The sequence below is a fragment of the Dyadobacter sp. LHD-138 genome (assembly GCF_030929615.1).
Lineage (GTDB): Bacteria > Bacteroidota > Bacteroidia > Cytophagales > Spirosomataceae > Dyadobacter.
On the sequence record NZ_JAVFVU010000007.1, the window covers coordinates 226572 to 249967 of the forward strand.

At 45.2% G+C, this 23396-nt stretch carries 13 protein-coding genes; 11 read left to right on the forward strand and 2 right to left on the reverse strand.

All coding sequences use genetic code 11. From position 1 onward, the window contains the following. Positions 1 to 41: 41 nt before the first annotated feature. A complete protein-coding gene (locus tag RB622_RS07615) occupies positions 42 to 3278 on the reverse strand; it encodes a SusC/RagA family TonB-linked outer membrane protein (protein WP_308045959.1) in 3237 nt (1078 codons plus the stop codon). Between the two features lie 334 nt (positions 3279 to 3612). Further along, the gene (locus RB622_RS07620) at positions 3613 to 4803 is read right to left on the reverse strand and encodes a threonine synthase (RefSeq protein ID WP_308045960.1); all 1191 of its coding nucleotides are present in this window, start codon (positions 4801 to 4803) and stop codon (positions 3613 to 3615) included. A gap of 119 nt (positions 4804 to 4922) precedes the next feature. On the opposite strand from RB622_RS07620, the gene RB622_RS07625 reads away from it, so the two are divergent. From RB622_RS07625 to RB622_RS07675, 11 genes are all read left to right on the forward strand, one after another. Next, positions 4923 to 5318, forward strand: a complete 396-nt coding sequence (locus RB622_RS07625) for a hypothetical protein (RefSeq protein ID WP_308045961.1) — start codon at positions 4923 to 4925, stop codon at positions 5316 to 5318. A 230-nt stretch (positions 5319 to 5548) separates the two neighbouring features. Beyond that, positions 5549 to 8284, forward strand: coding sequence for a substrate-binding domain-containing protein (locus RB622_RS07630; protein ID WP_308045962.1), 2736 nt, complete (start codon positions 5549 to 5551; stop codon positions 8282 to 8284). Positions 8285 to 8549: 265 nt separating this feature from the next. After that, a complete protein-coding gene (locus RB622_RS07635; RefSeq protein ID WP_308045963.1) occupies positions 8550 to 9872 on the forward strand; it encodes a sugar porter family MFS transporter in 1323 nt (440 codons plus the stop codon). Positions 9873 to 9889: 17 nt separating this feature from the next. Beyond that, entirely contained in the window at positions 9890 to 10771 is an 882-nt protein-coding gene (locus RB622_RS07640) for a carbohydrate kinase (protein ID WP_308045964.1), read from the forward strand. Between the two features lie 19 nt (positions 10772 to 10790). Next, positions 10791 to 13949 carry a TonB-dependent receptor gene (locus RB622_RS07645; RefSeq protein ID WP_308045965.1) on the forward strand — a complete coding sequence of 1053 codons (3159 nt, stop codon included), beginning with the start codon at positions 10791 to 10793 and terminating at the stop codon, positions 13947 to 13949. Positions 13950 to 13962: 13 nt separating this feature from the next. Next, complete coding sequence (locus tag RB622_RS07650) at positions 13963 to 15672, forward strand: RagB/SusD family nutrient uptake outer membrane protein (protein ID WP_308045966.1); 1710 nt, start codon at positions 13963 to 13965, stop codon at positions 15670 to 15672. Between the two features lie 77 nt (positions 15673 to 15749). Continuing rightward, positions 15750 to 17273, forward strand: coding sequence for a glycoside hydrolase family 32 protein (locus tag RB622_RS07655; protein ID WP_308045967.1), 1524 nt, complete (start codon positions 15750 to 15752; stop codon positions 17271 to 17273). 223 nt (positions 17274 to 17496) lie between these two features. After that, positions 17497 to 19221 carry a family 16 glycoside hydrolase gene (locus RB622_RS07660; RefSeq protein ID WP_308045968.1) on the forward strand — a complete coding sequence of 575 codons (1725 nt, stop codon included), beginning with the start codon at positions 17497 to 17499 and terminating at the stop codon, positions 19219 to 19221. 43 nt (positions 19222 to 19264) lie between these two features. Next, positions 19265 to 21259 carry a plastocyanin/azurin family copper-binding protein gene (locus tag RB622_RS07665; RefSeq protein WP_308045969.1) on the forward strand — a complete coding sequence of 665 codons (1995 nt, stop codon included), beginning with the start codon at positions 19265 to 19267 and terminating at the stop codon, positions 21257 to 21259. 166 nt (positions 21260 to 21425) lie between these two features. Beyond that, positions 21426 to 22040 carry a sigma-70 family RNA polymerase sigma factor gene (locus RB622_RS07670; protein ID WP_308045970.1) on the forward strand — a complete coding sequence of 205 codons (615 nt, stop codon included), beginning with the start codon at positions 21426 to 21428 and terminating at the stop codon, positions 22038 to 22040. Positions 22041 to 22227: 187 nt separating this feature from the next. Beyond that, positions 22228 to 23319 carry a FecR domain-containing protein gene (locus RB622_RS07675; protein ID WP_308045971.1) on the forward strand — a complete coding sequence of 364 codons (1092 nt, stop codon included), beginning with the start codon at positions 22228 to 22230 and terminating at the stop codon, positions 23317 to 23319. Positions 23320 to 23396 lie beyond the last annotated feature (77 nt).

Here is a 23396-nt window from a genome sequence, read left to right on the forward strand (position 1 = left end):
GATCGTCGTGTTAAAGTTTTTAAATCTGTATCCTGATTCACTTAAAAAGTAAGATTAACATTGATTCCATAACGGCGCATGGACGGCGTCTGCGGACTTGATTCTCCGCCAGATATATACTGGTTCAAATCAATATCCTTCTTCTCCGCGAAGTAAAGCAGGTTTCTACCTACCAGAGAAACTGAAGCGTTACGGACGATTTTGGATTTCGCCAGCCAGCTTGCTGGAACCGAATACCCGATCACGACCTCTCTAAGCATGGCAAAAGAACGGCTCATAAGATTTCCTTCATCCGAATTGTAATAGCGGCTCACCCAATCCTGTACGTATTGTTTTGTTGCATTCGGTGCAAAGGTCAACTCCGACATGTTGGTAATTTTGCCGTCCGTATCGAAATTAAGTGCTTTGCCATTGCTGATCTGCACGCCTTCGCCCAGGTAGTTTTTACTATCTTTCGAACCCGCTTTGAATCCTTCCCAATCCTTTAAACGGGCTTCTCCTAAAGCGCCCTCACCCAATTGTGCATTGCGCCCTCCACGGAACGTCTGTTTCTGCACATGATTGGAAATAACCCCACCGATACGTCCGTCGAACTGAAAGCTGAAACTGATATTTTTGTAAGCAAACTTGTTATTGATACCAAACACAAACTTGGGGTTTATATAACCCAGGAACTGACTCACAGGCGAATAAACAGGTCTTCCGGATGCATCATTGATAATTTGTCCGTCGGGTGTATGAGCAAAGGCGCGACCGTAAAATTTATCCAGCCTGTCGCCCTCTTTGAAAAAGGTATTTAATTCGTTAACCCCTGGATAAATATTTTTCAAAACCTCCTTATAGGTAGAATAATTGGCCACAACATCCCAGTTTAGTCCGCCAGCGCTTTTTAACACTGATCCGGTCAATGCAATTTCCAATCCAGTTTTTTGGGTATTCACACCATTAACCAGGTAAGAATTATAACCGGTTGTCGAGGAAATCGGCAAAGGATAAATCCGCGGCCCTTCATTGGAAATAAAGTAGGTCATATCCAGCCCGATCCTGTTCTTCAAAACCCTGATGTCAATTCCCATTTCGGTTTGCGAAGTGGTACTTGGTACAATCCCCGGGTTGTTTAGTGTATTTGTAAAATAAGCAGCAGGCGTATTGTTATAGGTAAACGGGGTGGAATACACCGCGGCATTCTGGTAACTCGGCCCTCCGTAAGGTGAGTAATACTGATCTCCGTAACCGATCGGATTTCCGCCCCCTAATGCCGGCGTAGTACCAATGTCTGCGGTGGTCAGACCGTCTTTCACATTGGCATAAGACCCGCGAAGTTTCAGGAAAGAAATCACTTCCGGTACCGGGAGGTAATCCGACAAAACAGTGGACGCGGCAACCGAGGGATAAAAGAAGGTATTGTTTCCCGCTGGCAGTGTTGAAAGCTTATCCAAACGTCCGGTTGTTGAAATCGTGAAATAATCCTTATAGCTAAAATCAGCCGAATAATAGGCAGAATTCACACGCATATCCGACATAAAATTCGATGTTTTAACCGGCCTTAAAGAGTTGTTAAAATTGTAAAGACCAGGCACATTCAAATAATCAGTCGAGCCATATTGGGAATTGTATGAAAAAGTACGCAGGTTACCACCAGCCCATATCTTGGCATTGAAACCTTTAAAAAGATCTTTGTCAAATTTAACCAGTAGATCGGTATTATTTTCAAACAAATCCCGGCGGTCTTCGCGGTAGTCACCCTTGGCTTCTTCCCTTCCGTATGAAGTAGCGGAGTAAGGCATTTTTTCATTCCTGAACAAATTCCATGTGGTGACCTGCGTACGCAAGGTGGCTTCCAGGAAGCTGTTTATTTTAAACGTCATCGCAGCCTGACCAATGATATCCGTTTTCTGATGACCGCGCAGCCATTCATAACTCATAAAATACGGATTGTTGTAACGCTGATATTCCGCATAAATTTGCTGAATACCCTCTTTACCCGGCTGCCAGTAGTTCCGCATATCGTCCACGTTCCAGTCCGCACCGGCCCAGAAAATCATGTTGTAGATAATGGAGTTAGGCCCGTAATTTACGTCGGGAATATTGGGTGAATACTGGCGGTTGTATTGCAGGCCAGATTCAAATTTCCAGCGGTCCGAGAATTTATAATCCGCTGTAATATTGAAGTTTGTAATATTCAGCTTCGTATTGGGAACAATCCCTTTCTGGTAGATATTCGAAACAGAAAAACGGATATTGTGTTTTTCACCAGATGCAGCAACCGACACGTTATTGGTCGATAAAATCCCTGGTTCCAGAAAACGTCTGAGATTATCCTTTCCGCGGTTAATCCAGGGTGTTGCCGAGCGTACTTTTGTTACAGGATCCACCGGACTGTCATACTGTGGGATCAGCTGTCCTTCAAATTTTGGGCCCCAGCCACCGTCATAATCTCCGTCATTCAAACCACCACCTTTTCCATCGCCAAAGGCATAGCGGCCATGATCACCCGGGCCATACTCGTCCTGTACTTTTGGAATCGAGTAAAAGCCTTTGTCCATCATCGTCGATGAATTAAAATCCACGAAAAAGCCACGTTTGTCTTTTGTCCCTCTCTTGGTCGTGATCAAAATGGCGCCGTTTTTACCTCTGAATCCGTAAAGTGCCGACGCGCTGGCACCTTTCAATACCGAATAGGTTTCGATATCATCCGGACTGACATTCCAGGTATCCGAATTAACCGGCACACCATCTACTACAAAGAGTATGTCGGTGTTACCACGAAGGTTAATATTCGGCTTTCTCAGCAGTTCCGGCTGTGCACCGATGGTCAAACCGGCCACTTTCCCAGCCAAAGCATTGATGGCGTTCGGCTCACGGGCCTTTATGGTCGAAGCACCGTCAACCGACTGAATCGCGACACCAATACGCCGGACGTCCTTTTTGATACCCAATGCCGTTACAACCACTTCACTAAGTTGCTTGGAATCAACACCAAGGACCACATCCAGTTTGGTACGGGAGTTAAGCGCAACTTCTTCGGTTGCAAACCCAACAAAAGAAAAAATTAAAACAGCATTTCCGTCGGCAACAGTTAATTCGTAAACTCCCTGCGCATTGGTACCGGTACCTTCCTTGGTACCCTTTACAATAACACTGGCACCGGGAACCGGCTCGCCTGTACTTTTATCGGAAACTTTTCCGGATACTTTGACCTGCCCAAATACCTGAAAAGAGCAGAAGAGCAGCATTAACATTAATACGGCCCTGGGATGAGTAGAAGAATGGATCATATAGAGTTTATGGTTTATTGTTAAACGCAAAACTAGCAAACCAACATTACCCCAATAGTGAGATAATGTTAAGTATATGTAAACTTCATCTAAAAAAAAGTAAAGAACAAGAAAAATTTAAAATTTTATAAAATACTATATTGCAACCGATTACAATCGATACAGCTATCAAACGAGTCTCTGAATAGTAAACTCAAGTTTATAATAACATCATCAAATGATGTTAACAAAATAATATTGCCAAATTCAACAAATAAGGAATCCGACGGTACAATACGAAGGTTTACTTCAAAATCGATATACCTACCGTTATGCTTTAAACGTATGCCACTTGCTAAATCAATTTTTCTGCATATTTATAGCCACTTCCGGTGTTTAACAGCAATACCGTTTCGTCCGGGCTGATCCATTTGTTAGCCATGGCTTTGCGCATGGCGGGTACGAGCGCGCCGCCTTCCGGCGCTGCAAACAGGCCCTCTTTTTTAGCAAGTATCTTCACACCTTCGCGTAGCTCATCTTCCGTAACCGAAACTGCAAATCCTTTCGACGCTGTTAACACTTCCATAATCTGTCTTTCTGCGAAAGGAGAAGGCACTACAAGACCGTTGGCCACAGAAGGTTTGGCCTGATAGGCCGATGCGTTTTGATGTTTACCTTCAAACGACCAAACCATGGGCTGACAATTTTCGGTTTGAACGGCGATCAGTTTTGGAAATTTACCGGTGATCCAGCCAGCCGCTTTCATTTCATGAAACGCTTTCCATAAGCCGATCAGCCCGGTTCCGCCTCCGGTTGGATACAAAATAACGTCCGGCAACTGCCAGTTCATTTGCTCCGCGATTTCAAAACCCATCGTTTTTTTTCCTTCCAGACGGTAAGGTTCCTTCATGGTGGATACGTCAAAATATCCCTTCTCAGCCTTGATCTGCGTAACCAGTTTTCCGCAATCATTTATCAGTCCGTCAACGAGAATTAATTCCGCCCCGAAATACCGGCATTCCTGCTTGAAAATTTCAGGCGTGTGCCGCGGCATGACCACGGTCACTTCAATATTGGTTTTGGCGCAATAGGCAGCCAATGCCCCGCCTGCGTTGCCAGCGGTTGGTACAATACATTTCGTGATGCCCAATTCCTTCATCTTCGAAACGGCCACGGCCTGTCCGCGTGCCTTAAAAGAACCGGTCGGGTTCAGAGATTCGTCTTTTAAGAGCAGCTTATGCGGTCCGCTAGCTTTCGCCAGGTTTTCAAGTGATAAGAGAGGCGTCATCCCCTCGCCCAGCGTAACCACATTCGCGGGATCGAGCACGGGAAGAAATTCAAAATACCGCCAAAGAGAAGATTCCCGGCCTTTCAAAACATTTTTATCTACTTTTTCCGAGAAATCATATTTTGCATAAAGAGGTGCCTTCCAGCCCTCTTTATCGTTCTCACAAAAGGTCTGAACCTGCCTATGATCGAATTTTTCCTTACTGATCGCGCATTCAAGATGCGATATGTGGGAGGCGAGATTGACGGTGGTTTCCATACGCAGTGACGTTATTTTACTTCAAAAGTAGCGTTTGTGTCTTACAACCTTTCGCGTTGGAAAGTTGTCCTTCAAAATACAAAATAAGTTACAACACAAACGGATTTTGAAAAAATACTATGAAAAAACTCTTATCACTTTTCATTCTGGCGACTTTCCTCACTTCCTGCGGATCCAAAAAGGAAGTTTCCCCTGCGTCGGCAAGAATTGAGATATGGTCGGCCGGATGTGCATCTTTTGGCAAGGTTGCAGGTGGTTATGCAATTTCCGGTATGTGCTGCGAACGCGTTGAAATGCCGTTCTTTGCGCTAAAAAACGGGGCTTCCTTTTCAGCCAGAGGTAAATATTTTGCATCGAGAGAAGGAAAATCAAAAGAGCTACCCATTACGATCACTGGAAATTTATCGGCAGACGCGCAGACATTAACGCTCAACTATGCAGTTGATAACGTCCCAAAATCCTTCACGATGAAAATCGGCAAACCGGTGATGGCATGTTATTGTGGTTGTGGTTAATTTCAGTAGTCATTCTGATTGGTTGTTTTGAAATAGAAAATTGAATTTTCTCACAAAAAAATCTTATGCACTCAAGGCTGACATGGGAATTTTCTATTGCAGTTGTTCCAGTGAATGATTTAACACCTAAGACCAAGCAGAACATTCGGCACCGGGCACATCATTTGATTCAATCGATAAATTGTAATACTTTTGACTACCCCAAGTCACAGAATTAATACAATAAAAAATTGAAATCTGCTGCGTCGATATTACTTGTTCTACTTTTAATATTTGGCTGTTCGCAGGAACAACCAAAACAGTTCACCATCGGGTTTTCTCAGTGCACCGGTGCCGATAACTGGCGCAAAACAATGCAGGGAAATATGTATCGGGAATTGTCCTTTCATCCCGAAATTAACTTTGTCATGAAAGATGCCGGCGGCCAAAGTACCCGACAGATCGAACAGATAAAAGAACTGGTTGATCAAAAAGTAGACCTGCTGATTGTGTCGCCAAACGAGGCCAAACGCATTACGCCCGCCGTCGAGAAAGCCTATGAAAGTGGTATTCCGGTGATTATTGTCGACCGGAGAACGACGTCAGATCAGTATACCGCTTATGTCGGAGCGGAAAATGTGGAGGTTGGACATACGGCCGGGATTTATGCCAATACGATCCTGAACGGCAAAGGAAATGTCGTTGAAATCAGCGAACTTCCTGGTTCATCCGCAGACATTGACCGGCACAAAGGTTTCATTGAAACGATTAACCGATTTCCCGGTATTCATCTGGTTGCCAAACTGGATGGTGATTGGGATAAGTATTCTTTTGAAGACGAGTTGACCGGCATATTAAAAAAGGATCCAACCATCGACTTTATCTTTTGTCAGAACGACCGAAGGGCCATCAGCGCCTTTAAAATCTGTAAAAAGCTCGGTCTTGAAAAAAGAATTAAGATTATCGGTGTCGATGGATTAAATGGAAAAAATGAAGGCATTGATCTCGTTGATCGCGATATTCTGAACGCAACGATCATTTATCCGACCGGTGGCGAAGAATCCATCCGGACTGCAATCGCGATCCTGCAAAAACAACCTTTCAAACGCGAAAACCGTTTGCAAAGCACGCTGATTGATTCGTCCAATGTCAGGATTATGAAACTTCAGAACGAGAAGGTAATCGCACAACAGGAAGATATTGAAAGAAGACAGCATAAGATTGAAGAACAAAGGGCGATTTCTGAGAATCAGTCGGTAATTATTTACGCCATTTCCTTTACGCTGGCCCTCGCGCTGCTTTTTGGTGCGCTATCGTTTTATTCCTTACGGGAAAATAGAAAAATCAATAAACGGCTTGAAAAACAGAATCATGAAATATCGGACCAACGGGATCAGATCACCCAACTGGCCGATAAATCAAGGGTTGAACATGAAGCCAAATTGAAGTTTTTCACCAACATCTCGCATGAATTCCGCACACCGCTGACCTTGATCCTGGCCCCGATCGAGGATTTACTCGGCAATGATAAAATCAAAGATTCGCTGATCAAACAGGAATTAACTTTAATCCGGAAAAATACGCTGCGGTTGTTAAGGCTCGTCAATCAGCTCATGGACTTCCGTAAAATTGAAGGTCAAAAAATGATGATCCGGGCAAGCGAGCAAAATCTGGTTGCCTTTATTCAGGATATCATGACTTCTTTTGAAAAAATAGCGTCAAAGCGAAAAATTGATTTCCGCCTGATTACCCCCGATCCGCAGATCATGGCCTGGTTTGACGCCAACATGCTCGATAAAGTTATTTTCAACCTGCTTTCCAATGCTTTCAAGTTTACAACCGACAAAGGACGTATATATATTCACGTAAAGGCATCTTCCCCATCGCAAGCGCAGATCATCGTGGAAGACAACGGCGTCGGGATGACGGCCTCGGAAGTACAGCATGCCTTTGAAATTTTTTACCAGGGTGAAGGAAGTTATAAAACCCTCGGAACCGGTCTGGGACTTGCACTTTCAAAAGAGCTGATCAATTTGCATCACGGTGAAATTTCCGTTCAAAGCGAGCGCGGCAAGGAAACCCGTTTTACCATAGTGCTTCCGTTGGGCAGCGGCCATTTTCAGGAAAGTGAGTTATGGAATGAACCAACGGAGGAAATTTCTCTTGTCAGAAATATGGAGCCCGCCGAAGAGCCGACCCCTGAGTCCTCAGAACTTGACGCCGGTACGCATCACGAACAAACGGTATTATTGATCGAAGACAATGAGGATTTGATACGTCTGGTAGAACAGAAATTGCAAAGCAGCTATTTCGTTGTCAAAGCCGCCGATGGCGAAGAGGGCTTGAAGCTTGCCTTTGATCAAATTCCCGACCTCATCGTTTGTGATATCATGCTTCCGGGAAAAGACGGACTTAGCGTAGCTTCTGTATTGAAATCTGATTTCCGGACATCACACATTCCGATCATCCTACTGACCGCCAAAAACACGACGGAACAACAAATTGAAGGAATTCAGACCGGTGTGGACGCCTATATCACCAAACCGTTCAACCTGCAATACGTCGAAGAAGTTATTAAAACGTTGCTAAAAAACCGTTCGCTTTTACGCGAGCATTATACCAGCGAACTTCCTTTGGAAACCACGCAGGTCAACAATCCCAATAAGCTCGACAAAAAATTTGTAACGGAATTTACAGCCTACATCGAACAGCATTACGGAAACTCGGATCTGAATGTTGAAGAAATCGGTCGCGACCTGGGGATGTCCAGGGTGCAGCTGTATCGAAAAGTCAAGGCCTTGCTGGGTTTCAGCGTCAACGAATACATCCAGCAAGTACGCCTGAACAAGGCCCGTTTTTTACTGCGACGCAACGACCTCACCGTTGCCGACATCGCTTACAGCGTCGGATTTTCGTCCCCCACTTATTTCTCCACGGCCTTCAAAGCCAAATACAATCAAACACCGCTGGAATACAAGAACAGCTGATCCTTTCAATTTTGTTTCATCCATTCTTTGCATTGTACTATTTTTTAAAACCGGCGCCCACCGTATGTATCAATTTTTAAACTTCGTGTATCAAAATTGAAATAACGTGTTAACAATTTTTCCTTGAATTTGTTCTAAAACACTCATTTTCATTAAAATACCGCGAAAAGGTTACACTGTATCAAACTTTAACTTTTTTGATATATTATTTAGTTATTCAAAGTAGTCCGTGGCCGTAGTTTTGACAAAAAAATCAGAACTACGAATGAAAAACAGCAAAGTATTAGTTTGGTCAATCGTTGTGGCATTGGGAGGTTTCCTCTTTGGATTTGACACGGCGGTGATCTCGGGAGCGGAAAAAGCAATCCAGATCCTATGGCAGCTCAGCGCGGTTGAGCACGGATTCACAGTTTCCATAGCACTTATAGGTACTGTCCTTGGCGCGATGTTAGGCGGTATTCCGGCCGACAGACTTGGCCGTAAACAAACATTGTTCTGGATCGCGGTATTGTATCTGGTATCTTCACTCGGTTCCGCACTTGCCCACGACTGGTACTTATTCCTTTTGTTCCGTTTTATGGGCGGCCTGGGCGTCGGCGCTTCATCCGTAGCGGCACCGATGTACATCTCCGAAATCTCCCCGGCACGTTCCCGCGGTAAAATGGTTGGGCTGTTTCAGTTCAATGTAGTGTTCGGGATTCTGATCGCCTATTTCTCCAACTATTTCATGCAGGATATGGGTGACAATGCCTGGCGCTGGATGCTGGGAATACAGGCGCTTCCTTCCATCATTTTCCTGCTGGCCATTTTGTATGTCCCTGAAAGTCCGCGCTGGCTTATCATGAAAAAAGGAAAAGTGGATGAAGCCCGCGAGATACTGGAATTAATAGACGCAGAAATCAGCGAGGAAACACTTTCCGATATTCTTGCCACCACAAAAAGTACGCAGAGTCAGCCAAAGGCAAAACTCTTTTCAGCAAAATACAAATCACCGGTCGGCCTGGCGATCATGTTCGCGATTTTCAATCAGGTTTCCGGTATCAACGCTATCATCTATTACAGTCCCCGCATTTTTGAAATGACCGGCCTCGGTACCAAATCAGCGTTTTTATCCTCTGCCGGCATCGGATTTGTGAATTTTGCCTTTACGCTGCTCGCCATCAATTTTATCGACCGTTTTGGCAGAAGAACCTTAATGCTCATCGGTTCCGTTGGTTTGATCATAACGCTCAGTCTTGTTGCCAGAGCCTTCTTCATTCAGGATTTCACAGGCGTTCCGGTTTTCCTTTTTGTTTATATCGCGTTTTTCGCTTTCTCACAGGGCGCTGTGATCTGGGTATTCATTTCCGAAATTTTCCCCAATGAAGTCAGAGCTAACGGCCAGGCGCTCGGAAGTTTCACCCACTGGTTTATGGCTGCACTGGTCGCTTTCTCCTTCCCCATTATTGCAGAATATCTCGGCGGCGGCATCACGTTTTCCTTTTTCGCTGTCATGATGGTACTCCAACTGGTTTTTGCCTGGCGGGTTATGCCGGAAACAAAAGGCACGTCCTTGGAGCGACTTGAAAAAACAATGGTTTTACACTAATCCAACCCACAAAACATATGACACCTGCAATCGTAATTTTCGGTGAAATGTTATGGGACATGCTCCCCTCAGGCAAACAGCCCGGCGGTGCGCCCATGAACGTAGCCATCCATTTAAAAAACTTCGGATTAAACCCAGCCTTCATCAGCCGTGTGGGCACAGATGACCTGGGTGTGGAACTCACCGATTATCTGAACCGTAAAGGCTTATCGACTGAATATGTGCAGATCGGCGAAACGCACCTGACCGGCATTGTAAAGGTTAACCTGACCGATAAGACCGAAGTAGCCTACAAAATTGTGCAGCCTGTTGCCTGGGATTACATCCAGCCAGATCAAAAAATGACGGAGCTGGTCGAAAACTCAGAGGTTTTCCTGTACGGAAGTCTGGCTGTGCGCAATCAGCAAACGAAAGAAACGCTTTACAGTTTACTGGAAAAAGCCCGGCTTAAAGTTTTTGATGTAAACCTGCGACCGCCGCACTATGACCGTGCGACCATCGAATACCTGATGGGTAAAGCGGATATCGTTAAAGTAAATGAACATGAACTTAGCATTGTAGCGGGTTGGTACGGCATACTTCCGGATACCCAAACGCAGATGAAATTTCTGGCTGATAAGTTCGACCTCCGGATGATCTGTCTTACACTTGGTGCTGCCGGAGCAATGGTTTTGGATGCAGACGGCTTTACAAGTCAGGGTGGTTATGAAGTAGAAGTGCAGGATACCATCGGCAGCGGCGACTCATTTCTGGCCATGTTCCTCAAACACATCCTGGCTGGCTCGTCCGTTGTCACAGCCCTGAAAAATGCCTGTGCAGTGGGCGCGCTCGTAGCAACCTACCAGGGCGCTACCCCTTCGATTTCAGAATACGAACTTGAGAAATTCCTGAGTAACTAATCGATCAACTTATACATCTATGAAAAAACAACTACAACTGGTGGTACTGTCCATCCTGTGCTCCATGCAGATAGTCTGGGCACAAACCAAAGGTACCGTCACGGGTACAGTCAAAGCTTCCGACGGGCTAACATTGCCGGGTGTCAGCATCCTTGAAAAAGGTACAACAAACGGCGCCATCACGGATGTGGATGGAAAATACTCGATTTCTGTTTCCGGAACGGCAACGCTGGTATTCTCCTACGTGGGAATGATTGCGCAGGAACTTCCGGTAGGTAATAATTCCAAACTGGATGTGACGCTGGAATACGATTCCAAGAATCTTGGTGAGGTGGTGGTGGTGGGTTATACTTCTTCCAAAAAAGAAGATTTAACCGGAGCGATCGCGGTCGTTGATATGGCCCCGCTTAAAAATATCAGTTCAGGAAACCCGATGCAGGCATTACAGGGACGCGTACCCGGATTGTATATTGAAAAGACCGGCTCACCAAACGGGACCAATTCCAGAATCCTGATACGTGGTGCCAACACGCTGGGAAACACCGACCCGCTTTACATCATTGACGGTGTACCAACGAAAAGACCGGAAGTTTTCCAGGGATTAAATCCTAATTCCATCGAATCGATTCAGGTTTTGAAAGACGCCTCCGCCTCATCGATTTACGGATCGAGAGCATCCAACGGGGTTATTATTGTGACGACAAAAAATGGCGCAAATTCCAACGGAAAGATCAATATCGATTTCAACAGCAGCATTTCTGCCCAGTCTGAAAAATATGCACGGTTTAAAATGCTTAATTCAGTGGACAGAGGACGTGCCTTATGGCGTGCATCCGTTAACGACGGGGTAAATCCGGAAGATGGTTACGGCGCATTGTATGCATTTGACTGGAACAAGGACTTCAAAAATCCGGTATTGAACAGCGTAAAAGTTCAGCCGTTTGTTGGAGGCAATCAAAACATGCCTGCTGGTGATACAGATTGGCAGAAAGAAGTATACAAAACCGGCATTGTTACCAACAATGAACTGACCATTTCGGGCGGAACAAAAAACTCATCCTTACAGGTTAACCTGGGTTACTTCAAAAACACGGGCATGTTACGGTTTACAGATTATGAAAAAATCAGCGGCCGTATCAATGCCCTGACAAGCGCTTTTGACGGAAAACTGAAAATCGGTGCAAACGTGCAGCTCGCTACTTCCAATGAAACGCTTGCGTCTACGGATATTGGCGGCGCGCTTACACCAGGTCTGGCCGTAACACTTGCCCCGACAATTCCGGTGTACGCCAAAGACGGTTCCTGGGGCGGCGCGATCGGGTCAGGGTATTCCGACCGAAACAACCCGCTTCATATGCAGGATATTAACAAATGGGACAACACCCACCGGCTGACGCTTTTTGGCAATGTCTTTGTTGAAATCCAGCCTTTGAAAAACTTTTTCCTGAAAACAAGTCTGGGTGCTGATAACGCAAGTTACCGTTTCAAAAATATCGAACAAGCTTTCGAAGAAGGATCTTTCGGACGTACCAGCAACAGTTTAACGCTTGATGAAAACCGCTATTTAAGCTTAACCTGGTCAAATACTGCCAGATATAACCTGGATCTTGGCGACCATCACCTGAAATTCCTGGTAGGTACCGAAGCGATTAAAAACAATTCAGATTATCAGATTGCCCGAAAAGAAGGTTTTGCCGTACAAACGAAAGATTACTTTGTGCTGAATGCAGGTACCGGCAATACGAATGTTACCGGCACAGGATCCGGAAGTCGCTTACTATCGCAATTCGCCCGAGTTGATTATGGTTTTTCCGACAGATACCTGGCCGCAGTAACGATCCGTCGCGATGGCTCCTCTCGTTTTGGTAGCGAAAACGCATACGGTATTTTCCCGGCAGCTTCGGTTGGATGGAGAATTGACAAAGAGAATTTCTTCAAAAATGTGAAGAGCATAAGTAACCTGAAACTAAGAGCAGGCGTTGGCCGTGTTGGAAACCAGGAAATCGGAGATCTTGCCCGTTTCGGCTTGTACGACACGCGTTATGGAACAAGACAATCGCAATTTTCTAATGGCCATAACAGCTTTTTTGACCAATATTACAACATCGGAACGGCTTATGACCTTAATGGTGCAAACACGGGTAACCTTCCGTCCGGCATCGTCTCGATTCAGGGAGCCAACCCAAACCTGAAATGGGAAAGTACAAACGAAGCAAACGTCGGTGTTGATTTTGGCTTCCTTGACGGAAGTATCCAGGGTTCCTTCGATTATTTCACCCGCAAAACCAGCGACATTCTGATCACCCCTCCTATTGCCTCAGCCGTGGGAGAAGGGCAATTGAAGGTTGTTAATGGTGCCGCCAAGTCAAACCGCGGTTTTGAACTGTCGCTGGGTTATTATGCAAAACCAAAAGGCGATTTTACCTACAACGTCATGGCTGGTATCAGTCGGTTCAGAGACAAAATCACCGAATTGCCTGAAGAGGTAAGGGCTGCGTATGCAGGAAATGTAACGAACACAATCCTTGGCCATTCACAGTTTGACATATTTGGCTACAAAACCAACGGTCTTTTCCAGAACCAGCAGGAAGTAGACGCGGCTCCGACGCAGGTTGGCGCAGGACCGGGAAGAATCCGCTATGTGGATACCAACGGAGACGGAAGAATCGATGACCTTGACCGCGTATTTTTTGGAACAACATTACCTGCATTTGAATACAACCTGAAAATTGAAGTGTTTTACAGAAACTTTGACCTGTCGGTTTTTGGTTCAGGTATCGCCGGCAGAAAAGGATTTGATTCTTACACGTTTTACAACAATTTCATAAGAGGACGTGACAACGTTGGTCCTGGCGTATTTGATGCCTGGTCGACAACCAATACGGGCTCAAAAATTCCTGCCCTGTCGTTGTCCGATGCTAATAATGAAACCCGTACGTCGGATTATTTCAATGTGAACACATCTTACTTCAAGCTGAGAAACATCCAGCTGGGTTATGCAATCAATTCTGAGTTTGTACAAAAAATAAAGTTGCAGCGCATCCGGGTTTATCTGATGGCAGAGAACCTTTTCCTGATCAAGTCGAAAAGCTTCCTGGGACCAGATCCTGAACGCATGGACATCAACGCGATCCCGATTCCGCGCACGCTTACCGTTGGACTAAATGTTTCATTCTAATCCTTTCTGAACAATGAAAAATAAACTTATATATCCGTTAGTACTCGCTGGCAGTTTGATGATAGCCACCTCCTGCAAGGATTATCTTGAATACGAACCACAGGGATTGTTGTCTTCCGACAACGTAAAATCTGCGTCCGCCGCTGAATCACTGGTTACTGCCGCTTATGCCGGTATTGGCAATGATGAAATGATCGGCCCAATGACCAGCATGTGGGTGTACGGAAGTGTTCGTTCAGATGATGCTTACAAGGGCGGAGGCGGTGTTTCCGATGTTGCAGAAGTGGATTTTTATGAGCACTACAATCTGACAAGACCGGACCTGACGTTTATGCACCCGTACACCTGGGAAAATTTCTACAAAGCCATTTCCAGAGCAAATGCCGCATTGACCAGTCTGGATGTTTTGAATGAGGCGGAATTTCCATTAAAAAAGACGCGTCAGGCTGAAATGCGTTTTCTGCGGGGCCATTCTCATTTTATGTTGAAAATGCTGTTCAAAAATATTCCTTACATCACGGAAACTCTGACCAGTGAGGATATTTTAAAAGAGTCAAACGTTCGGTACAAAAACGATGAGTTATGGAACAAAATCGGAGAGGATTTCCAGTTTGCCATTGATAACCTGCCTCAGAAACAAAGCCAGGTTGGTCGTGCAAATAAATTATCGGCCGCTGCATATCTTGCAAAATTAAGGTTATTCCAGGCTTATGAGCAGGACGATAATCACAAGGTGACGAATATCAATAAAACAAGATTGCAGGAAGTTGTGACCCTGACACAGCAGGTTATCGCCTCCAGACAATACAGCCTGCAACCCGATTTCGCTGAAAACTTTATTGCTGAAACGGAAAATGGCCCTGAATCGATTTTCGCCATCCAGTACTCGATCAACGATGGTACAGCCGCAGGCAGATTAAGTTACGTAACCGGGTTAAATTATCCGCACGGAGCTCCGCAATACGGATGCTGCGGGTTCCACCAGCCTAGTCAGAATTTGGCCAATGCTTATAAAACCGATGCAAATGGTTTGCCATTGTTTGACACATTTAACGAAAAAAATGTTGATTTCAATACCGAAACCGTTGATCCGCGTGTAGACCATACCATCGGAATCGACGGCCATCCGTATAAGTATGACGCAACCAAGCCATTCAGCAACAGCTGGATCCGTGACCCGGGCGTTTATGGATTTTTCCATACCATGAAAGAACAGCAGCTGGCTACAAGTGCATCGTATCACAAAGAAGGTCCGTTTATTGGTTCGTCAAAAAACATAGATATCATCCGTTACGACGACGTTTTACTGATTCAGGCAGAAGCATACATTGAGCTGGGGCAGCAGGAACTTGCGCTACCCTTGATCAATCAGATCAGAAGAAGAGCGGCCGCAAGCACAGGAAGATTGAAAAAACTGGACGGAACACTACCTTCCAAATACAACATCAAAGAATATGCAGCCGGTTGGACCCAGGATTTCGCGAGAAAAGCGCTGCAATGGGAAAGACGACTGGAATTTGCGACCGAGAGCCCAAGATTCTTTGACCTGGTCCGCTGGGGCATAGCAGAAAAGACACTGAATGCCTACATCGACAAGGAAAAGACGCGAAGACCGTTTTTAGCCACGGCGAAATTCACTGCCGGAAGGGATGAATACCTTCCCATTCCACAACGGGAGATCAGTTTCACAAAAGGACTTTACAAACAGAATCCGGGATTCTAAACTAAAAGCGGGACTGCATCCGGAAACAGGTGCAGTCCTGCCCTACGCTCACCAACCTATAAACTTAAATCTAAATCATGATCAGATCCATCGGGATTACAGCCATTGCACTGGTTGCTTCGTGCACACTTTATGCTCAAACGCCCGCAAAAGAAGAATATCGGCCGGCCTATCACTTTTCGGCACCACAAAACTGGCTCAATGATCCTAACGGCCTTGTGTATCTGGACGGTGAATACCATATTTTTTATCAGCATAACCCTTATGGAAATGTTTCCGGACATCTAAGCTGGGGACATGCCGTGAGCAAAGATCTGCTGGACTGGCAGCATTTGCCTGTCGCATTGGAAGAATTTAAAAACGGCGATGATTCAACCCAGACCATGATTTTTTCGGGTAGCGCAGTTGTTGATAGTGCCAATACATCCGGTTTTTTTGAAAAAGGAAAAAAGGACGGAATGGTGGCAATTTACACGGCCCACAAACATGCCAACCTGAAAGGCCTGGCACAATACCAAAACCTTGCTTACAGTGCTGACAAAGGTCGGACCTGGAAACATTATAACAAAAACCCGGTTCTGGACATCGGCCTCACCGATTTCCGCGATCCGTATGTGTTCTGGTACGCACCCGAAAAAAAATGGATTATGTCGGTGGTTAAGGCACTGGAATACAACGTGCAGTTTTACGAATCGCCAAACCTGAAAGACTGGAAACTGCTGAGCGAATTTGGTAAGCAGGGCGACGTGTCGAAAATTTGGGAATGCAGCGCGTTATTCCAGGTTCCGGTTGAAGGCAGTACCGATAAAAAATGGGTGCTGACGTTGTCAAGCGGCCATCGTCAGAAGGACTATCTGGCTATGCAATATTTCGTTGGTGATTTTGACGGAAAAAACTTTACCGCTCAGAAACAAAACGAAGTGTTGTACATGGATGAAGGAAAAGATTTCTACGCGGGAATTCCCTTTAACAATCTCCCAGGAAAACATCAAAAACCGGTGATGATTGGCTGGATCAATGACTGGGAATACGCAAATAAAGTCCCGACAGAAAAATTCAAGGGCGCTATGTCTGTACCCCGCGAGTTATCCCTGAAAAAAACGGACGCTGGTTATCGCCTGGTTCAATCGCCAGTTTCAATCACCGGTTTACTCGAAAAAGGAACCGTTTTATCGAATGTTAAAGTGAACGGCAATTTACCCCTAACTTTTAAAGGTGAATCCTATCAGTTAACGACCGAAATAGAAATTGGCAAAGCCGGGAAATTTGGGATCAGGCTGTTCAAAAGCGGAGATGAAGAAAGTGTTCTGACCTATACCATTTCTACCCATACGTTATCCTTCGACCGTACCAAATCGGGGAACGTTGGTTTTAGCGACCGTTTCCCGAGTGTTGAATCGATTGTCGTAAAACCGCAAAACGGTAAAATTAAATTGCAGTTACTCGTCGACAAATCGATTGTTGAAATCTTCGCAAACGGCGGCGAGCAGGTAATGACGGACGTTGTCTTCCCAACAAAACATGAAGGAAACATCGAGCTGTTCTCCGAAGGCGGTCAGGTTATCTTCAGGAAATTGAACATTCAACCAGTTATTAAATAAACGTTGGCTAATAAAACAGGAAGCCGCTGGCACGATTGTGCCTGCGGCTTCCTGTTTTACCTGTCATTTAAAAAGTATAACCGACACGGAAAAACTTTAAAAAAATTCAAGTATTCACGACAAAGTCCTATATCAAAAAAAATTATTAATAAATACTAACACAATAGTAGAAAAAAACCCGTACTTCGCTTTTTAAATGTGAACATTACACTTAATATTTAAAATGCGTTCAATCATTCAAAAACTCAGTCTTCTTTGCCTGGCTTTTCCACTTGTGGTTTCAGCGCAAACAGGAAAAGAAAATTATTCCCCTGTTGCCCTGAAAGACCTTTCTTCTTTCGAGAATAGCGGCTCAAACTGGTCCGTGAAAGGAAGTATTGCCATACATCCTGCTAAAACAGAACCTGCCAAAACGCAAAGTGGAGAAGGCACACTGGTCGGTAATGTCGGCGCGGCGATCAGCACCAAATTTAAAGCAAAAGACCTTCGCCTTTACACAGAATTCATGCTTTCGCCGGGTGCGGAGGGAAACATCGTGCTTCCGGGTGGCCAGCGCTTACGTCTGGCAGATAACAAACAAAAAGAGCCGGGTGCTTTGACAACCGGATTTATCGGACAATTTCCAAGCCAGAATGCCGCCAAAGCACCTGGACTTTGGCAGACCATTGAGCTTGCTTACGACGCGTCTGTTTCAACCGTAAAAAACTCGGGCCGTTTGAATTCGTTGAAACTGAATGGCGTAACCATTCTAGAAAGCGTTTATCTGCCATTATCCAAATCCGTAGCAGACCCGCAGCCAATTTCTTTCGAAGTGACCAAAGGCACAATCGCTTTCCGCAACATTGGCTACCAGCTTTTGAATGACCGCAAGCCATTGTCACTGAACAACCTGACTTACAAATTATATTCGGATAGCTGGGACGCAACAACATATTCCAAATTAGAAAAAGAAGCCAAAACACCAAGCCTGACCCAGGAAGTTACGAACGGTATGCGTCAATTCCACCTGGTTTATGAAGGTGAAATGACGGCCGAGGAAGAGGGTGACTATGTTTTCACTACTATTTATTCCGGACCAATCATGACCCTGGATATCGATGGAAAACCCGTTGTAACGAGCGGGGAAAGTACTTCTCAGGAATCACACACCGGTTCGGTAAATCTTTCAAAAGGAACACACCGTTTCAAAATTCATTATTCACGTTTCCCATGGCGTCAGCCCGCTTTGGGGCTTCGTGTTCAAAAGGCAGGCATTCGTCAGTATGATCTGCATATTCTGTCGTCGTTACCAGAACCTGAGCCAAAACCTTATATCGGTGTAACACCTGATTTACGGCCTGAAATGGTTCGTTCGTTTATTCTTTTAAGCGGCGAGAAATACAAACGTACCCATTGTCTTTCTGTTGGCAGCCCAACGGGATGGAGTTATACCATGGACTTAAACCGCGGCGCTCTTTTGCAGGCATGGCGCGGACAGTTTGCCAATGTTACCGAAATGTGGTACGAACGCGGCGAACCTCAATTACTTGAACCAGCAGGTCTTACTGTTCCTGTTTCCGGTAAAAGCAGCATCGCTGTGCTGGACAGTGACAAAGCCGTCTGGCCGGATTCAGCCAATGTAAACTACCTGGGTTATACACTGGATGCGCAGGGTTTTCCAGCCATTCGTTATGCCGTTGGTTCTGCCACGGTATCGGATCATATCACATCAACAGCCGATGCCATCACCCGCCATATTGACGTAAAAGGAACGCCGTCGGGGGCGCTGTATTCTTTGCTTGCTTCGGGAAAACAGATTCAATTGATCGAAAAAGGCCTTTATCAGGTCGACGACCGTTATTATATCCAGATTGACAAAAAGACAAAAGCAGTGTTAAGAACCTCCGGTGACAATCAGGAGCTGCTGTTGCCGGTTTCCGGTTCAGCAAGTTATTCCATGTTCTGGTAGTGTGCATTTTATCTTTTGTCCAAAAATTTATACTGATAAGTAAATGAAAAATATAGTAGTAACCACCTTGCTTTCTCTTGGCTGTCTGGCCGCCCAGGCGCAAAGCAAAGCAAAAACCGAAGATGATTATTACCGCATCATCACCATGCCGATCCCTCAGAACATCGAGATGGAAATCGGCGGCATGGCGGTATTACCCGACGGACGTCTGGCAACTTCCACACGCCGCGGAGAAGTATGGATGATCGGAAATCCGTACATGAAAGGCGACGGACAACCTACTTTCCATCGGTTTGCTTCCGGTCTGCACGAACCTTTGGGATTGTTTTACCGTGGAAAAGATATCCTGCTTTCGCAGCGCGGCGAGGTAACAAGACTTGTCGACACCAATAATGACGGCGTTGCGGATGTATATGATTCCTTTGCACGCTGGTCGTTGTCCGGAAATTATCACCAGTATTCTTACGGTCCTGTTCCGTTGCCTAACGGCGAAATGATTGTAACGCTTAATCTTGACTGGGTTGGACGTGGTGCAAGCCAGTCGAAATGGAGAGGCTGGATGCTGAAACTGGGCGAAGATGGTTCCTTAACGCCCTACGCAACCGGGCTTCGTTCTCCGGCTGGTTTTGGCTCCTACAAAGGTGATATTTTCTATACTGAAAACCAGGGCGACTGGGTTGCCTCAGGTCGTATGACACACCTGGAAAAAGGCGATTTTGCAGGAAACATTGCAGGTCTGAGATGGAGCAGTGAGCCTGATTCACCTGTTAAACTGAAACCAAGCGATATTCCTGATACCGGCGAACCACTTTATGATGTAGCCAAACGCGTGCCGGGCATCAAGCCGCCGGCTGTTTGGTTTCCGCATACCTTGATGGGAATTTCAACATCCGACTTTAAAGAAGATACCACGGCAGGAGCCTTCGGACCTTTCCAGGGACAGCTTTTCGTGGGTGATCAGGGCCATAGCAAGATCATGCGTGTGGATATGGAAAAAGTAAATGGTGTTTATCAGGGTGCTTGTTTTCCGTTCCGCGAAGGTTTTGAATCCGGTATTATCCGTATGGTTTGGGGACTCGACGGTTCTTTGTTTGTAGGACAGACAAGTCGTGGCTGGTCTGCAACGGGGAAAGAAGATTTTGGTATTCAGCGCCTGGTGTGGACGGGTCAGACTCCTTTCGAAATGAAAAATATCCGTTCGATGCCGGACGGTTTTGAGATCACTTTCACGAGTCCGGTTGATAAGGAAACTGCTTTGAAGGCTGATTCCTATAAAATGAACAGCTTCACGTACAAGTATCACCACATTTACGGTAGCCCGATTATCAACGCAAATGAGTTGTCGATCAAAGGTATCGCGCTTTCAGAAGACGGCCTTCGTGCGCGCATCGTCCTGGATCCGGCTACGTTGAGAAAAGGGTACATTCATGAGGTGAAAGCAGAAGGCGTTCAATCAAAAGACGGCTTGTCGCTTTTGCATAACACGGGTTATTACACCCTGAACGAAATTGCTGGCGGTGCTTCGCTGACGGCGTCTCAATTCACGGCGAGTGCCAAACCAGCCATGGACCATAGCGCCCATACCATGACGGCTTCGGATGTGAAAGCAACACCAAGCAATTCCGCGAAACGTGTGACCGAGATGCCTGCATCATGGACATCAGGACCTGACCAGGTGATCAACATCGGAACGGTACCGGGATTGAAATTTGACATCTCCGAAATTCAGGTAAAAGCCGGAAGCCGTATCCGGATTAACCTAAACAACAACGATGATATGCTTCATAATCTGGTCATTACCAAACCGGGAACTGCAAACGCCGTGGGAGAAGCCGGGTTAAATCTGGGGCTGAAAGGAACAGAGCTTCACTACGTACCCAAGACCGACAATGTTCTTTTCCATACCAACATCGTGGAGCCGGAAAAATCAGAATCCATCTATTTCATTGCGCCAAAAACACCGGGTACTTATCAGTATCTGTGCACTTTCCCGGGACATTATACCTTAATGCAGGGTAAATTAAAGGTTATTAAGTAAATAGAAAAACTCCCCGCTCATCCAAAACAGGCGGGGAGTTTTTTGCTCTCCCCTTTATTCCAATATATATTTTTAAAAAGCCCTCAAAACAAAGGAGATTAAGAAACACCCTTACTTTAATATGATAATTTACTGATTTATTTAAACAATATACACTGTTTGTAATTTGAATAATGCAGTAGGCACAAACCCCAATTCCGCGGAAACGAACGCGACGCTATGGCTTAAATTTAAGTCTGGAGATGCGACAGCATTTGGGGAACTGTCCCAGGTTCATTACCGCGCCTTATACAACTATGCTACAAAATTTTCGTCTGATTCTGAATTTATCCGGGATTGTATACAGGAACTTTTTCTTGATTTGTGGGAACGCCGCTCATTTTTATCCGAAACGGCTTTTGTCAAATCCTATCTGCTCAAAGCCTTACGTCATAGGCTGATCAAAGAAAGTGTTCGTCTGAAACGCTTCAAAGAACCCAAAGAATTGTCGTTCGATGCCGAGGAAGCTGACTTATCGGTGGAGTCTATTATCATCGAAAACGAACATCTGAAACACCAGATCAAACGATTAAACCAGATCGTTTCACACCTCTCCAAAAGGCAGCAGGAAATCATCTACCTTCGTTTTTACCAGAACCTGGAAAACGAAGATATCGCTCATGTAATGAACCTCGGACGCCAAAGCGTTGCCAATCTATTGTACCGCACCATCAAAGAAATGAAAGAAATATGGATGCCAGCAGAATTTTTCTGGGCGCTAATCCTGATCGTATTCTCCTGATTTTCAACGTCCAGAAAACTTCATAGTACTATTTCAAAAAATATTTTGATTTTTTTTGGTTATCCATGACTAAAAATCAGACATACCTATACAAAGAGCCATAAGAATGGTGAAATGTAAATTTTCAATTGAACTATTTACACAAAAACAATCCTAAACCTGACAAATATCCATTGCTAAAACTTTTATGATTAACTACCGTAACTACACCATTGAAGAGTTCGCCACCGACGAAAAATTTCGCCAATGGATTCTTGACCCTTCTGATGAAACGGTCTTATTCTGGGATAACTGGCTTTTGGAAAACCCTGATAAACGAGGTACAGTGAATCAGGCGACGGAACTGCTCTTAACCGTCAATGAAAAGTACAAAGATGATTTGAGTGACGATACCATCGCCAAAGAGATCAGCAACCTGGTAGCACTGGCCGAAGCAACGAAGAATAAAAACCGTTTCTCAGTTTTCAGAAGTCCACTATGGCGCGCCGCAGCTGTGTTTACGATTACTTCAGGACTGAGCTGGTTTTACTACAACAGCCATTTCTCAGTTAAAAATACGGCAGAACAAGCATCAGCTGCGTCGGTTATGATCACCAAAACAAACACTTCCGATAAGCAAATGACCATTTTGCTAAGCGATGGCAGTGTGGCGACCTTATCAAAAGGAGGTAGTCTGAAATTTCCAAAGAAATTTGCGGGGGATGTCCGCAAGGTATTTCTTCTGGGCGAAGCTTTTTTTGATGTAGTCAAAAATCCAACGAGACCTTTTTTGGTTTTCGCCAATGAAACCGTTACCAAGGTACTGGGAACAAGCTTTCGCGTGAAGGCAGTGGATGGCGACAACACCGTCATGGTCGTCGTAAAAACGGGTAAAGTTTCGGTTTATCCTGAAAAAGACTACGAGACATTATCGGATAAAGACGGTCGCGAAGTGGTTGGCGTGATACTTCGGCCCAACCAGCAGGTTGTTTTCAACCGCAAAGAAAACCGTCTTGATAAAGGCATCGTGGAAAACCCGGATATGCTTTCTGAATCAGCGGCGAACCAGGAACTTGTTTTTGATGATCAGCCCGTTCCTGACGTGTTACACGCGCTGGAAAAGATGTACGGAATAGAAATTATTTTTGACAAAGAAAGCCTGAAAGGCTGCGCGATCAGCACCATATTTAAAGAAGAAAATCTAAAACAACGAATCAGCGTCATCTGCCAGGCTATCGCAGCCACTTACGAAGTCATTGATGGACAGATTATTATCAACAGTAAAGGTTGTCTAAAATAATCAAATTGACAAACAACAATCAACGCAAACCCAGTATCCCAACCAACCCCATCTACGCAACCGCCTATGATTTAGAC

Bases quoted from the DNA above. Each gene is read 5' to 3' on its own strand.
- RB622_RS07640 (WP_308045964.1), top strand. From the start codon at position 9,890: ATGACACCTGCAATCGTAATTTTCGGTGAAATGTTATGGGACATGCTC.
- RB622_RS07635 (WP_308045963.1), top strand. From the start codon at position 8,550: ATGAAAAACAGCAAAGTATTAGTTTGGTCAATCGTTGTGGCATTGGGA.
- RB622_RS07615 (WP_308045959.1), bottom strand. From the start codon at position 3,278: ATGATCCATTCTTCTACTCATCCCAGGGCCGTATTAATGTTAATGCTG.
- RB622_RS07655 (WP_308045967.1), top strand. From the start codon at position 15,750: ATGATCAGATCCATCGGGATTACAGCCATTGCACTGGTTGCTTCGTGC.
- RB622_RS07665 (WP_308045969.1), top strand. From the start codon at position 19,265: ATGAAAAATATAGTAGTAACCACCTTGCTTTCTCTTGGCTGTCTGGCC.
- RB622_RS07625 (WP_308045961.1), top strand. From the start codon at position 4,923: ATGAAAAAACTCTTATCACTTTTCATTCTGGCGACTTTCCTCACTTCC.
- RB622_RS07620 (WP_308045960.1), bottom strand. From the start codon at position 4,803: ATGGAAACCACCGTCAATCTCGCCTCCCACATATCGCATCTTGAATGC.
- RB622_RS07660 (WP_308045968.1), top strand. From the start codon at position 17,497: ATGCGTTCAATCATTCAAAAACTCAGTCTTCTTTGCCTGGCTTTTCCA.
- RB622_RS07645 (WP_308045965.1), top strand. From the start codon at position 10,791: ATGAAAAAACAACTACAACTGGTGGTACTGTCCATCCTGTGCTCCATG.
- RB622_RS07675 (WP_308045971.1), top strand. From the start codon at position 22,228: ATGATTAACTACCGTAACTACACCATTGAAGAGTTCGCCACCGACGAA.
- RB622_RS07650 (WP_308045966.1), top strand. From the start codon at position 13,963: ATGAAAAATAAACTTATATATCCGTTAGTACTCGCTGGCAGTTTGATG.